The following is a 14812-nucleotide window of genomic DNA, read 5'->3' as shown; positions in this document are numbered from 1 at the left end:
TCGGTGACCAAAATGTGACCATTGTTTACCATGCTCTGTATAAAGTACTTTAAATGATCTCAAATTTCACTCAATCACTTGTACTTTTTAGATCATCTAAAGCTAAAAAACTGGGTCTATAAAATAGAATTATATTCCCAGTTTTAACTTATTTTTAGAATTTGTGACTAATCACTTTTCTAAAGTGACCATCGGTGACCAAAATTTTTCCCTAAAAAAGCTCATTTTGAGATATTCATCTAGGTTCTAAATAAAGCAATTCAAATTTTATAGATAAATTTTAACGATCGTTCAAATTTAATGTCTGCTTTTGTGACCAATCACGATTTCAAAGTGACCATCGGTGACCAAGATACTCTTTATTTATTTGATTAGTAAAATTTTTTTCAAAAACAAATAAATCACCTACTTGAATGTCTAAATATTCACAAATACGGTCAATCGTTTCTAAGTCGATGCGAGTTAAGTCACCGTTGTATAGCTTACGCAAAGTCATTTTATTAATGCTTGTCCTTCGAATCAGATCAGCAACTCTTATTTTTCTTTCAGCTATTAATATTTGGTAAGGCTCTACAATAACAGAATAGTCATGTTGGTTTAGAGTCTTGATAAAACGGAAGATCTATTTATGTTCTTTTTATAGTTTTAATCACCATCCTCAAGCGGTGGTACCCAACTCAGTAACTGCGCGATTTGATGTTGATATTCAGCAAAATCAAAAACCACATGCCCCATGTTTGTAAAAGTTTCAATCATGGGATCATTGGGATTAAGTAAAATAATTTTAGGAAAATCAGCATGTAACTGGTTTTGATCAAGCTGATCTACGTCAGGATAATATAAACCATAACCAAACCAATGTCTTACCGTATTTTCTAAGACAAATTGATTTTCAGTTGGGTGCTCAGCCATCAGTATTGTTTCATGAGGATTAGGTGCTTGTAGCAAACGTTGAATTAGCGTTTGAACATCGTCTGTTGCAAGACTAATTTGGTGTTGTTGAATTTCAGTCCCGCCTGTCGCAAGTGGAATGCTATTAAAAATTTTCATAAGGCTATCTACTTATTATTCATGCTAAATCAAAATACTCAGGCACAGTTTATTTGTATTTAAAAAATAAAAACTTATATCAAACCTGCAAATAGTGTTGCTTCATCTTGCTTAAACTTTTCAATGGCGTGATGTAACTGTACAAATTGTTGCTCATCTAATTTTAAATATTGTTGAGAGGTTGAAGGATATTTTTCCCAAATATTGGGTAGATTGATCAATTGATCTGTTTGTTTAAATGCTAGACGTGCCACCACAGCATAATCCAAAGGCAACTCTAGATAACATTCATCTGCTTTCCATAACAATTCAATGTTTTCAATTCTAAAAATAGGTAATTGTTCTAAAAAAGGCATAAAACTGAACGGAAAATGAATATTTTTTGGTGCATTGAGAAAAAGTGGCGCAATTTGATCAACATGATATTTTGCAAAACCACAACCAATTTCCGTCATCATAAATTGCAAATGTGCATGTTGTACAGCATATTTTTTGAAGTTTTCAATATAATTTTCAATGGCATTGAGATCTAAAACTTGACCATTTTCAGCAATGGTTGGAATGCCATAAGACTGCCCTTGACGGCCTTCACCTTGACCTAGTACAGCACCAAAATGATGTAAAGCAGTCTGTGTATAACCTGAATAATGCTTGCCTAATTCATGGCACCCAAACACTAAAATTTGATGATCTGAAAAATGATAATCTTTAATTTCATGAAAATATTGATAATACATAAGCACCTAAATTTTTTAAATAGAATAAAGCTTATTGGTCAGTGTTGAAGATTTTTTGGCATAAAAGCCGATTTAGGTTTACATCAAAAATAGGAGATAAAACCTATTAAAAAGTTTGAAATTTCTATTAAACCCTAGCATGTAAAAATACAAATAAAAGTGGGGGATTTATAGAAAGCGACATTATTTGTCGTTAAAAGATGTACGTATCTTGTTTGTAAATGCCTAATATCCTAAATTAATTATTGAGAAAAAGATTGAATAAAACAGCATGCTTTAAATGTATGCTTGAGTGAGAAAAATAATGAGTCAAAAATTAGGTGATGATTTTAATTTAATAGGTGCATGGATTTTAGATGCTGAGTTAAATGAAACAGCAAGTATTTATATGATGCCTATTTTGCAGCAAAAGATAGATGTTGCTGCTGCATTATTTGCTTTAAATTATCCATTTAAACAATTGGTTTTGACGGATTTAAATACGCTATCTCTTCCATCATCAAGTATCCAACAATTATTGTTTTGGGTTATACAACCCAAAAATGTAATACCTGAACAGTTTAAACAAAATCTTGTCCAGATTTGTCGATATGTACATATAGAAATATCTTGTTGTTTTGAACTTATGAATACTCATGTGAATGTTCAGGTTTTAAAATCATCTACCGTAATCCAAAAATCACTGAAGAAAGATCAAGTAGCTCCTTACTTGAGCGCATATTTTGGAAAACATTTTAGTGTTGATAATGCTCAGATCGGATTTATCTGCGCAGAACAGCAACTTGTTGTCAATGAACCCCAAACGAATTTTGCACGATTGGCACGGCAGCTCAAAGGCAAAGTGATATTACAGGCATTAAATTTATCCTAATCAGGCTCTAGGAGGTAGAGTGGTTATTAAAGAAGACCTATATATTGATAACTTACATTATATTCTTTAATTTAATCATTACAGTTTTTCCTTTTATCTAAATCGACCTGCACGTGCAAAACTCAATATAAACTATCGTAAAAATCCAGAACTGGTACTGTTTCGTGATGATCCGATTTATGAAGATTTAGATTTAAAACTCCCAGCATTAAAAATTTTAAGACACATCAGTCAACGGATAGAAAAAATCATTTATAAATATAAAATTCAATATTGGACATTTCATGCAACGTCTACCAAAAAAGCACATGTATATGAAAGACTTTTGGAGCGTTGGATTGCAGAGCGTGCATTGCCATTTCGCTATGATCGTTTAGGCAATGAATTTTTTGTTTATGTTGAAAAATAATTTTTTATTCAACTCTAGCTCAGCAGAATGGTATGCGTCTAGCTTTTAAAAATGCTAGAATATGGCGCTTATATTCGTTTGCCAGCATAGTTGTAGACCCATGACGACCAATACCCAAATTACTGAAGATCGTATCCTCATCTTGGATTTCGGTTCTCAATATAGCCAGTTGATTGCACGCCGTGTTCGTGAAGCTGGTGTATATTCTGAAATGTATGCTTTTGATATGTCTGAAGAAGACATTCGTGCATTTAATCCTAACGGGATTATCTTATCAGGTGGTCCTGAAAGTGTGCATGAAGAAGGCAGTCCACGTGCGCCAGAATGCGTATTTACATTGGGTGTTCCTGTATTGGGTATTTGCTATGGATTGCAAACCATGTCAGAGCAACTTGGTGGTAAAGTTGAACCGGGCACAGTGCATGAGTTTGGTTATGCGGCTGTTGATGTATTGATTCGTGATCAATTGCTTGGCGATTTAAATGATGCTGATTTTGGAAGTGATAGTCATAAACTAAATGTTTGGATGAGTCACGGTGACAAAGTTTCTGCGATTCCAGCAGGCTTCCAAGTGACTGCAAGTACACCAAGTTGTCCATTTGCTGCTGTAAGTGATGAACAACGCCGTTTCTATGGTGTGCAATTTCACCCAGAAGTGACACACACTGCAAAAGGTGCAGAGTTATTGTCTAACTTTGTCCATGGTATTTGTGGTTGCCGTAATTTATGGAACTCTGAAAATATTATCGACTTACGTGTAGAGCAATTACGTGAACAAATCGGTGATCAAAAAGTTCTTTTAGGTCTTTCTGGTGGTGTTGATTCTTCTGTTGTTGCTGCACTTTTACATAAAGCGATTGGTGATCAATTGACCTGTGTATTTGTTGACAATGGTTTACTTCGTTTGAACGAAGGTCAGCAAGTGATGGATATGTTTGCCAAAAATATGGGCATCCGTGTGATTCGTGCTGATGCTGAAAATCGTTTCTTGTCTGCACTTGCTGGTGAAGTTGATCCAGAGAAAAAGCGTAAAATTATCGGTCGTGAATTCATCGAAGTATTTGCTGAAGAAGCCCGTAAGCTTGATGGGGTAAACTTCCTTGCTCAAGGGACGATTTATCCTGATGTGATCGAATCTGCTGCAACAAAAAATGGTAAAGCACACGTCATTAAATCACACCATAACGTGGGTGGTTTACCTGAAGATTTGGCTTTTGAATTGGTTGAGCCAATCCGTGATTTGTTTAAAGATGAAGTACGTCGTTTAGGGACGACTTTAGGCTTGCCACATGAAATGCTTTATCGTCATCCATTCCCAGGTCCTGGTTTGGGTGTGCGTATTTTGGGTGAAGTGAAAAAAGAATATGCTGACATTTTACGTTTAGCTGATGACATCTTTATGCAAGAGCTTCGTGCGAGTGGTTGGTATGATAAAACTGCGCAAGCGTTTGCTGTGTTCCAACCTGTGAAATCTGTGGGTGTAGTTGGTGATGGTCGTCGTTATGCGTGGGTGATTGCGCTTCGTGCGGTTGAAACTGTTGACTTTATGACTGCACGTTTTGCACATCTTCCTTATGAGTTGGTTGATAAAATCTCAACACGTATCATGAATGAGATCAAAGACGTTTCTCGTGTGGTGTATGACGTTTCTTCTAAACCACCAGCGACGATTGAGTGGGAGTAAAATCAGGGTTTCAAAATACACCGCATTTTGCTGATTTTATGCTGAAAGCTATGCTTGAAGTCATTTATAGATTTCAATACATGAAAATTCTATAAATAGTTGTAGTGGTTATGATTGAAAACCTTGAGTAAATAGTCTGAATATTCAATAGAAAAAGAGCACTTAGGTGCTCTTTTTGATTTATACTTTTATAAAATTAGTAATTTATTTTATAAAAATGACTTTTCCTACCTATGATCAATTGATGTTGCCCTTAATGAAATTGCTTTCGGAACAAAAGCAAGCAATGAAGTTAAGCGATGTTGCTAAAATTTTAGCTGAACGGTCAGGCTTGGATGCTAATGATTTAAATAAAATGTTATCCAGTGGAACAAAAACCGTTTTTTATGATCGAGTAGGTTGGGCTAAAACATATTTAGTGAAAGCAGGGTTGATAAGTCAACCTAAGCGCGGTTTTTGTGAGTTAAGTGATATTGGTCGGAACATAGATTTGTCAAACATGGCAAATATAACGATCGAATATTTAATGCAATTTGATAGCTTTGCAAATTATAAGTTGGGAATATCTAAAGAAAGTCAGAAATATCAAAGAGAGTCGAATGATGATTTAACTGCTATTCAAAAAATAGAAGAAACTCGAACTCCTGATGAAATTATTATAGAAACAACAGATTTATTAAAAGAATCACTCAAAAAAGATTTACTAAAATTAATTAAAGAAAATAGTCCAGCTTTTTTTGAAAGACTGGTTGTCGATCTTCTTGTTGCTATGGGCTATGGTGGTTCTCATCATGATGCTGCTCAAGCAATTGGTAAAACTAACGATGGCGGAATTGACGGTGTTATTAGTGAAGACCGTTTAGGATTGGATAAAATTTATATTCAAGCCAAGCGTTGGGAAAATACGGTGAGTCGTCCTGAAATCCAACAATTTAAAGGTGCTTTGGCAGATCAAGTTGCTAAAAAAGGTGTATTTATCACTACTTCAAATTTCAGTAAAGAGGCTCGTGAATCAGCTAAAAAATCAGGAATTGTTTTAATTGATGGGGATAAGTTAACCTCACTAATGATTGAGTTTGGTTTAGGAGTCCAAGTGCAACAAAGTATTCATATTTATAAAATAGATCAAGATCGTTTTGATGAAAATATTTTTTAAATATGCTTGATCTTTAAGGGTAAAAAGAGCGCATTAAAAAGCAGCAATATGCCATTGTGGATACCTTGTATTTTTGCTGTTTATGTTTTGATTTAAAATAAATATTTTTCTATGGATCAGCGTATAACGCATTAATACGGTCACACTCTTTACATTCTAACATCATCCCAATTTTTTCTTTTCGTCCTTCTTCCGTCATGACCCACGGGCGATTTTGCCAAGGTGGCGTATGCCGAACATGTTGCGTATGACCGCATGCAAGATCAGCCACCCAATGATCTTCAATATCCAAATAAAAACCAACAATCGCTTGTTGCATCCTATTCTCCAAAACATTCAGCACAATATCATCTAAGGTTTACTAAAAATCAGGGAAATGCAAGAAAAATCTCCGCTATACTAAAACCAATTTGAAAATTGAAAAAGAGCATCAATATGCGTGTACTTGTAGTGATGGACCCGATTGAAAATGTAAATCTCAAAAAAGATTCAACCATGGCCATGTTATGGGCAGCATCACGACGTGGGCATGAATTAGGTTACGCCCTACAACAAGATTTATATATCGATCAAGGTAAAGCATTTGGCTTAATTTCGCCTTTAAAAGTATTTGAAGATTATGATCATTACTATGAGTTGGGCGAAAAACAAAAAGAATCCATCGCAGCATACGATGTGGTGTTGATGCGTAAAGACCCACCTTTTGACATGAACTTTGTTTATAGCACGTATATCTTGGAGCAAGCAGAGCGAGAAGGCGCGTGGATTATTAACAAACCACAAAGTCTACGTGACTGTAATGAAAAGCTTTTTGCAACGCAATTTCCTGAGTTACAAGTGCCGACTTTGGTGACTTCACAACAAAGCTTAATCCGTGAGTTTTTACAAGAACATGGCGATGTGATCGTAAAACCATTGGATGGTATGGGCGGAATGGGGATTTTCCGTTTGTATCAAGATGGGGTAAATATTGGTTCAACCATTGAAATTTTAACTGAAAATGGCACACAACCGATTATGGCACAACGTTATATCCCTGAGATTGTCGATGGTGATAAACGTATTCTTATGATCAATGGTGAGCCTGTTCCTTACTGCTTAGCGCGTATTCCACAAAATGGTGAAGTGCGTGGCAACTTAGCCGCAGGCGGTTTAGGCGAAGCTCGTCCACTTACTGAAAATGACAAGGCGATTGCAGCCAAAGTTGGACCATTTTTAAAAGAAAAAGGTTTGGTTTTTGTCGGTCTAGATGTGATTGGTCAATATGTCACTGAAATTAATGTGACCAGTCCAACGTGTATCCGTGAGATTGATACACAATTTGGTACGTCTATTGCGGATGATTTATTCGCTGTGCTAGAAGCAGGTCGCGGATAGTTTTTAATCTAAGCATGTCCAAAACACCAACAATTTTGTTGGTGTTTTTTATTTGAAAAATAAAATATATTTAAAACAGTTTAGCTTTCTATTTAAATACAGGATTGTTGTATTTAAATATATAAATCGTACAAAAATCAGCATTTTCTGATAGATTAATAACAAAACTAGTTTAAACTTTCAAATCAGTAGAAAAAAACAATGATGCCAAAGGTGAAAAAAAGTAAATAAACTTTTCCCTCTCATTGTTTGTGATTACAATTGTCTGCTTAAGACTCGTTTATTTTTATTTTCGGTATTGAAGAATTAGATTGTGACCAGACCTCAACAAAGTGCTCCTAAACACGTCATGATGATGGCGGCAGGTACAGGTGGGCATGTATTTCCAGCATTGGCAGTAGCAAAAGAATTGCAACAACAAGGCTGCCAAGTGTCTTGGTTAGCGACCCCGACAGGGATGGAAAACCGTTTATTAAAACAACATGATATTCCTTTATATCAAATTGATATTCAAGGTGTTCGCGGTAATGGCGTGATTCGTAAAATTGCCGCACCTTTCAAAATCTTAAGGGCGACTTTAAGCGCAATGCGCTATATGAAACAACTTAAAGTTGATGCAGTTGCAGGCTTTGGTGGTTATGTTGCAGGCCCAGGCGGGTTGGCTGCTCGTGTATTGGGTATTCCTGTGATTATTCATGAGCAAAACGCTGTGGCAGGTTTTACCAATACACAGTTATCACGTGTAGCCAAAAAAGTTTGTCAGGCATTTCCAGATACTTTTCCTGCCAGTGAAAAAGTAGTGACGACAGGCAATCCTGTACGTGCAGAAATTACCGCCATTTATAATCCGACCTATCGTTATAAAGAGCGTGAAAATTCAAATGAACCATTACATATTTTAATTGTGGGAGGGTCTTTAGGCGCACAAGCGTTAAATGAATGTGTTCCTCAAGCCTTAAAACGGTTAAATGTTCCATTAAAAATTTTCCACCAGTGTGGTCAAAACAAGCAAGAAGCTACGCAACAGTTTTATGCCAACTCACCTGCAAATTTACAGGTGGAAGTACAGCCTTTTATTGAGGATATGGCACACGCTTATAGCAATGCTGATTTAATCATTTGTCGTGCAGGTGCATTGACTGTGACTGAGGTGGCGACAGCAGGCGTGGCAGCAGTATTTGTACCCTTACCAAGTGCTGTGGATGATCATCAAACTGCCAATGCCAGATTTTTGGAAAAAACAGGTGCTGCAAAAATTTGCCCACAAGCCAGCATGACACCTGATTCTTTAAAGGATTTACTCACGCCATTAATGAACCGTCAAATATTGATGGAAATGGCCGTGAAAGCCCGTCAACAAGCACAACCAGATGCAACACAACGTGTGGTTGGTTTAATTCAAGATTTGTAAGTTAGAGTTGATTATGTCTCCAACAAGCCCTGCTGATAAAGCAAAAAACCTGATTAAAGTTCCTGAAATGCGCCGTATTAAACATATCCACTTTGTGGGAATCGGTGGTGCAGGGATGTGCGGTATCGCAGAAGTGTTGAAAAACCAAGGCTATAAAGTTTCTGGTTCAGACATTAAAGCTTCAAAAACCACTGCGCAGCTTGAAGAAAATGGCATTAAAGTTTATATCGGACATGCTGCTGAAAATATTCAAGATGCAAACGTATTGGTGGTTTCAACTGCAATCGACCATGAAAATTTAGAAATCAAAGCTGCAATTGAAAACCGTATTCCTGTCGTTCGTCGTGCAGAAATGCTCGGTGAACTCATGCGTTATCGTCACGGTATTGCAGTTGCAGGGACACATGGTAAAACTACAACCACAAGCCTTGTCACCTGTATGCTGGCAGAAGAAAACATGGATCCAACCTATGTGATCGGTGGTTTATTGAATCGTACAGGCGTGAATGCTGCTCTAGGTGCAAGTCGTTATATCGTGGCGGAAGCGGATGAGTCCGATGCATCATTTCTCTATCTAGAGCCAATGGCTGCGATTGTGACCAATATTGATGCAGACCATATGGACACTTATGGCGGTAGTTTCGACAACTTAAAAGATACTTTCGTAAAATTTTTACAAAAACTACCATTTTACGGTTTGGCTGTAGTCTGCGGTGATGATGAAGATATTCGTGAAATTATGCCACGTATTGGTCGTCCTGTTTTAACCTATGGTTTTAATGAAGACAATGATATTCGTGCAGTAGAGATTGAACAAACAGGCATGCAGTCACATTTTACTGTGCTACGTAAAGATCGTGAGCCTTTGCGTTTAACGATCAATTTGCCAGGTCTGCATAATATTTTAAATGCTTTGGCTGCGATTGGTATTGCAACTGATGAAGGTGTTTCAGATGCTGCGATTGCACGTGCTTTAGAGAGCTTCAGTGGTGTCGGTCGTCGTTTCCAAGTGCAAGGTGAATATGCACTAGGTGAAGGCAATGTAAAATTGGTGGATGATTATGGTCACCATCCAAAAGAAGTTGAAGCAACAATTAAAGCGGCTCGTGCCAGCCATCCTGATCGTCGTTTGGTGATGATGTTCCAGCCGCATCGTTTCAGTCGTACCCGTGACTGTTTTGATGATTTTGTCGATGTGTTGTCGCAAGTGGATCAATTGCTTTTACTAGAAGTATATTCAGCAGGTGAAAAGCCGATTGTAGGCGCAGATAGTCGTTCCTTGGCACGTAGTATTCGTTTACGTGGCGAAGTTGAGCCGATCTTGATTGATCCTGTCGAAGGCAATTTGCAGAATGTCATACAAAAAGTGTTACAAGCAAATGACTTGTTATTAACACAAGGTGCGGGTAACGTGGGTGCAATTTCGGTAGAATTGGCTCAGAACCAACTTTATTTAAAATAATTTACAATGTTGGGTTTGATTGTTTGACATAAAAGCAGTGAAACCCAGTATTTTAATTTAAATTGACTAACATATAAGTTTAAGGATTTAAACGTGTCAAATGCTTCTAAATTCGGCAAAGTAGCGGTGTTGCTTGGTGGTAAATCTGCTGAGCGTGAGGTGTCATTAGATAGTGGTAAAGCTGTATTAGAAGCATTATTACGTTCAGGGGTAAATGCTGAAGGCTTTGACCCGCAAGAACGTAGTGTGACGGAACTGGTAAACTATGATCGTGCCTTTATTGTGTTGCATGGTCGTGGTGGTGAAGATGGTCAGATTCAAGGTGTTTTGGAATGGTTAAATATTCCTTATACAGGGACTGGCGTTCAAGGTTCTGCGATTGGCATGGACAAAGTCAAAACCAAACAAATTTGGCAAGGTTCTGAATTACCGACTGCACCTTATCGTATTATCAATAAAGATTCAGACTTAAAAGAAGTCGTTGAAAGTCTAGGTTTACCTTTAATTATCAAACCTGTGCATGAAGGTTCAAGTGTTGGTATGAGTAAGGTTGAAAAAGCCGAAGACCTTGCTACAGCCATAGAAAAAGCGACTGTGCATGATGCAGTAGTGATGGCTGAAAAGTGGATTACAGGACGAGAATACACTATTGCCTTCTTAAACGGGCAGGCTTTACCTGTGATTCGTCTGCAACCGCCTGCTGATGTTGCTTTCTATGACTATGAAGCAAAATACAATCGTAACGATGTGGAATATGGTATTCCGTGTGGTTTGAGTGAAACTGAAGAAAAACAACTACAAGAACTTTGTTCACGTGCTTTCCAAGCTGTTGGTGCAAGTGGTTGGGGACGTATTGATGCAATGTTAGATGAACAAGGCAATTTCTGGTTGCTTGAAGTCAATACTGTGCCGGGAATGACCAGCCATTCATTGGTGCCAAAAGCTGCAAATGCTGTAGGTTATAGTTTTGATCAACTCTGCGTAGCGATTTTAGAACAAACTTTGGGCGATACACACTAATTTATGGCTCAATTACCTGCTTCCATGCGCCGTAAACGCGCGGCGATTACATCAATCCATGATAAGCCACCGACTCGCAAAGAAAAGTTAATCAATGCGGGTGGTTGGCTACTAATGCTTGTTGCTGTCTTGGTATTGATTGTGGGTTTTTTTGGCTTATATAAACTGGTCACAGATGCCAAAGTGGCGACTTTGCAAGTGGTAGGAACAAATTCAGCACTAGAAAATCAAGTTTTGTCCCAGCATTTAGCGCCTGTGGTGAAGGATAATTACTTCACTTCTGACTTAGAAAAAATTCGAGATCGAACTTTGGAAGTATCATGGGTGGATCGAGTTGTTGTATCACGTGCATGGCCAAATGGTATCCGTGTTCGAGTGATGCCTCGTCATGCGATTGCACGTTGGGGTACAGGGCGTTTGCTGAGCGACAGTGGTGATGTGTATAGCGAAGTACAAATACGAAATCATAACAATTTACCACTTTTACATGGCCCACTGAGCCAATCTAAAGTGATGATGCGTCGTTATAATGAAATTAATCAACTTTTTCATCCTGCCAATCTTCGGTTAAAAGAACTTTATTTAACAGAACGAATGACATGGTTTATGCAGTTTGATTCAGGTCTGCGAATTATTGTTGATCAAGACCAAACCATGAGTAAGTTACAACGTTTAAGTCATTTGGCACAAACAGATTTAAAACAGGTTTGGCCAAATATTTCAGCGATTGATTTACGCTATAGAAATGGTCTTGCGATTCAATGGAAAGGTTCCAAAGCACCACAAATTTTAAATGGTGAATTTGTTGTAACCAACAATGACCTAAACGTTGCAGATGCAAGTGGAGTACAGCCATAATAGATGGCTTTATAAGAGGCGCTAAGCCAAAGATAAACAATGAAGATAATGGTAGTGAAGTGATGAGTGAAGCTGTTCCCTCAGTTGTTGCGATAGACATTGGGACACATAAAGTTTCAGTTCTAATAGGTAAAGTACATGCCCCTGATAATATTCAGGTTATTGGCATGGCAAGTGCACGCAATAAAGGCATGAATAAAGGCAAAATAGTCAGCCTAGATAAAGTAATTACTGCCATTAAACAAGCAGTGCAAGAAGCAGAAGATATGGCAGAATGTCGTGTGCATTCAGCATGGGTATCTATCCCAAGTACAGAATTACAAAGCTATTATGCGATAGGTCGTACCCCAATTGCCAATCCAGATCGAATTATTACCACCTCTGAAGTTGTTCGTGCCTTAGAGTTAGCCAAAGCCAGTCATATGACGGCAGACCATTATTTGGCAACAGCTGTACCGCTTGGCTTTGAGTTAGATGACTCAACAGAGTGGGTGCAAAATCCGATTAATCTCACGGCACACAGCATGACAGCACATTATCAATTGATGATGATGCCAATTGCGACCATGCAAAATTTAGACCGTGCGATGAAAGGCGCAAATATTTCTGTAGAAAAAATGGTGGTGTCTTGTTTGGCAACGTCTGAAGGCAGTTTGCTGAAAGATGAAAAAGAGTATGGCGTATGCTTGCTGGATATTGGTGCAGGAACAACCAACATTGCGGTTTATATTGAAGGGCATTTGGTGCTTGCACATACCATACAACGTGGTGGTGAAAATGTCACACGAGATATTGCAGCTGTATTACAAACCACTACAGAAGAAGCAGAGCGAATTAAGTTACTCTATGGGTGTGTAGATATTCATCAGGTGAAGCCTGAACACATGATTCAGTTTGAAGCGATTGATGGACCACAGACGATTAGTCGAATTGAGCTTGCTGAGATTATCATCGCGCGTTATGAAGAAATTTTAAGCTTGGTTCGTCATGAGTTAGAACAACGTGGTGCATTACAAAGTTTATATCACGGTGTGGTACTGACTGGGGATGTATGTCAAATTGAAGGTATGGTAACGTTAGCACGTAGAATGTTGGGAGTTTCTGCCCATTTAGGCAATCCAACAGTGAATGTTTATGCTGATGACCAACATCTATCTGCTTTACGTCGCTCTATGTATGCCACTGCATCGGGCTTATTGTTATTTAGTCAAGGTGACATGCAAGATGCTGTAGAAGAACCAGAAGTCAATAAACAACGCTCGATGTGGGAGCGTATAGCCAATGGTTGGACTGCAATGAATAACAAATTGAAAGGTATTTTTTAGGTGTGGTTTTTTGGGAATATTGTTAAAAAGTTGTAAGCGTATCGTCCTATACTTGACAAGTTTAACAATGCGCATCATCCTAAAAACAAATTTTTTTATTGAAGATCAAGGCAGTATACGGGCTTAAGTGACTGCCACACATTAAGTAGGAAATCTAAAGGTCATGGCCTCATTCGAATTTTTAGAAGATGAACAAACCGATAGTAACGGTCAAGCCCGTTTTACTGTTTTTGGTGTAGGTGGTGGCGGTGGTAATGCCGTGCAACACATGGTGCAATCGGACATTAAAGGCGTAAAATTTGTTTGTGCAAATACAGATAAACAAGCTTTAGACCGTATGAATGCACCTTTTAAAATCCAACTTGGTGAACAAAGCACACGTGGTTTGGGTGCTGGTGCAAATCCAGATGTAGGTCAAATTGCTGCTGAAGAAAGTCGAGAGTTGATCCGTCAGCACCTTGAAGGTGCGGATATGGTCTTTGTGACTGCGGGTATGGGCGGTGGTACAGGTACAGGTGCTGCACCTGTTGTTGCTGAAATTGCACAAGAAATGGGTATTTTGACTGTTGGTGTGGTCACAACGCCATTTAACTTTGAAGGTCGTCGTCGCCAACGTTCAGCAGAAAAAGGCATTGAAGCTTTAGAGCAACATGTAGACTCTTTAATTATTATTCCAAACCAACGCTTACTCAGTGTTTATGGTGACATCTCTATGCAAGATGCCTATCGTAAAGCTGATGACGTTTTGCTCAATGCGGTACGTAGTATTTTTGATCTAGTGGTTCGTCCAGGTCACATTAACCTTGACTTTGCCGATTTGAAAACTGCGATGAGTACACGTGGTTATGCAATGATGGGTGAAGGTAAGAGCAGTGGTCCAGATCGTGCTGAAGAAGCTGCACGTTTGGCAATTCGTAGCCCATTACTAGACAATGTAAATATCATGAATGCCAAAGGCGTCTTGATTAATATCACTGGTGGTGCGGATGTTACTTTGCGTGAAACAGAAATCATCACGGATGTTGTCAACCAAATCGTAGACCTTGACGAAGGTGAAGTATTCTTTGGTACAGTGTTTGATCCAGACGCACGTGATGAGATTCGTGTGACGGTGATTGCAACAGGTTTAACACGCAATGCCAATGAAGCAGAAGTAAAACGTCGTACACCTGTAAATGTTGCTGCAAATGTTCAACAATCTACTCAAAATCCTGTAGATGAAGATGATATTCCAGCGATCAGCAAGCGTCAAAATAATGATGTTCCTGCTGCAAGCTCGAGTGCATCACCTCGTTCTACGCCAATGAGTATTCAGGATTATTTGAAGAATCAACAACGTAAGTAATTGATTATTTAGATAAAGAATAAGTATTATCGAAAAAGGTAGTCATTTTCACTGCCTTTTTTGTTTTTTATCAATGGCTAAATGTGCTAACGTATAGCGGATTTGAG

14 protein-coding genes are annotated in these 14812 nt (G+C 38.2%); 10 read left to right on the top strand and 4 right to left on the bottom strand.

Features of this window, described 5'->3' with window-relative positions; translation table 11 throughout:
* Positions 1 to 328: 328 nt before the first annotated feature.
* From HUS24_RS09880 to HUS24_RS09870, 3 genes are all read right to left on the bottom strand, one after another.
* A complete protein-coding gene (locus HUS24_RS09880; RefSeq protein ID WP_173912536.1) occupies positions 329 to 577 on the bottom strand; it encodes a helix-turn-helix transcriptional regulator in 249 nt (82 codons plus the stop codon).
* Between the two features lie 68 nt (positions 578 to 645).
* The gene (locus HUS24_RS09875) at positions 646 to 1050 is read right to left on the bottom strand and encodes a hypothetical protein (RefSeq protein WP_173911872.1); all 405 of its coding nucleotides are present in this window, start codon (positions 1048 to 1050) and stop codon (positions 646 to 648) included.
* Positions 1051 to 1124: 74 nt separating this feature from the next.
* On the bottom strand, positions 1125 to 1787 hold the full coding sequence (locus tag HUS24_RS09870) for a hypothetical protein (RefSeq protein WP_173911871.1): 663 nt from the start codon (positions 1785 to 1787) through the stop codon (positions 1125 to 1127).
* Between the two features lie 304 nt (positions 1788 to 2091).
* On the opposite strand from HUS24_RS09870, the gene HUS24_RS09865 reads away from it, so the two are divergent.
* The 3 genes from HUS24_RS09865 (at position 2092) to HUS24_RS09855 (ending at position 5907) form a co-directional block, all read left to right on the top strand.
* Complete coding sequence (locus HUS24_RS09865) at positions 2092 to 2658, top strand: hypothetical protein (RefSeq protein WP_173911870.1); 567 nt, start codon at positions 2092 to 2094, stop codon at positions 2656 to 2658.
* A 509-nt stretch (positions 2659 to 3167) separates the two neighbouring features.
* Positions 3168 to 4751, top strand: coding sequence for a glutamine-hydrolyzing GMP synthase (guaA, locus tag HUS24_RS09860; RefSeq protein WP_173911869.1), 1584 nt, complete (start codon positions 3168 to 3170; stop codon positions 4749 to 4751).
* Positions 4752 to 4968: 217 nt separating this feature from the next.
* A complete protein-coding gene (locus HUS24_RS09855) occupies positions 4969 to 5907 on the top strand; it encodes a restriction endonuclease (RefSeq protein ID WP_173912535.1) in 939 nt (312 codons plus the stop codon).
* Positions 5908 to 6016: 109 nt separating this feature from the next.
* On the opposite strand, the gene HUS24_RS09850 is transcribed toward HUS24_RS09855, so the two are convergent.
* Complete coding sequence (locus HUS24_RS09850; protein ID WP_173911868.1) at positions 6017 to 6226, bottom strand: DUF3565 domain-containing protein; 210 nt, start codon at positions 6224 to 6226, stop codon at positions 6017 to 6019.
* Between the two features lie 116 nt (positions 6227 to 6342).
* Here HUS24_RS09850 and gshB point away from each other — a divergent pair, with 116 nt between their 5' ends.
* The 7 genes from gshB (at position 6343) to ftsZ (ending at position 14705) form a co-directional block, all read left to right on the top strand.
* A complete protein-coding gene (gene gshB, locus HUS24_RS09845) occupies positions 6343 to 7284 on the top strand; it encodes a glutathione synthase (RefSeq protein ID WP_173911867.1) in 942 nt (313 codons plus the stop codon).
* Positions 7285 to 7597: 313 nt separating this feature from the next.
* On the top strand, positions 7598 to 8695 hold the full coding sequence (gene murG / locus HUS24_RS09840; RefSeq protein WP_173911866.1) for an undecaprenyldiphospho-muramoylpentapeptide beta-N-acetylglucosaminyltransferase: 1098 nt from the start codon (positions 7598 to 7600) through the stop codon (positions 8693 to 8695).
* Between the two features lie 13 nt (positions 8696 to 8708).
* The gene (murC, locus tag HUS24_RS09835) at positions 8709 to 10157 is read left to right on the top strand and encodes a UDP-N-acetylmuramate--L-alanine ligase (protein WP_173911865.1); all 1449 of its coding nucleotides are present in this window, start codon (positions 8709 to 8711) and stop codon (positions 10155 to 10157) included.
* 93 nt (positions 10158 to 10250) lie between these two features.
* Positions 10251 to 11177, top strand: a complete 927-nt coding sequence (locus HUS24_RS09830) for a D-alanine--D-alanine ligase (protein ID WP_173911864.1) — start codon at positions 10251 to 10253, stop codon at positions 11175 to 11177.
* Positions 11178 to 11180: 3 nt separating this feature from the next.
* Entirely contained in the window at positions 11181 to 12035 is an 855-nt protein-coding gene (locus HUS24_RS09825) for a cell division protein FtsQ/DivIB (RefSeq protein ID WP_173911863.1), read from the top strand.
* A gap of 62 nt (positions 12036 to 12097) precedes the next feature.
* Complete coding sequence (ftsA, locus tag HUS24_RS09820) at positions 12098 to 13360, top strand: cell division protein FtsA (protein WP_065993097.1); 1263 nt, start codon at positions 12098 to 12100, stop codon at positions 13358 to 13360.
* 163 nt (positions 13361 to 13523) lie between these two features.
* Positions 13524 to 14705 (top strand): cell division protein FtsZ, encoded by a 1182-nt coding sequence (ftsZ, locus tag HUS24_RS09815; RefSeq protein ID WP_173911862.1) that lies wholly within the window; start codon positions 13524 to 13526, stop codon positions 14703 to 14705.
* The last annotated feature ends 107 nt before the right edge of the window (positions 14706 to 14812 follow it).

The organism is Acinetobacter sp. Marseille-Q1618 (assembly GCF_902809855.1).
Lineage (GTDB): Bacteria > Pseudomonadota > Gammaproteobacteria > Pseudomonadales > Moraxellaceae > Acinetobacter.
The sequence above is the reverse complement of the archived record's forward strand: the minus strand, read 5'-3'. Positions and strand labels throughout refer to the sequence as shown.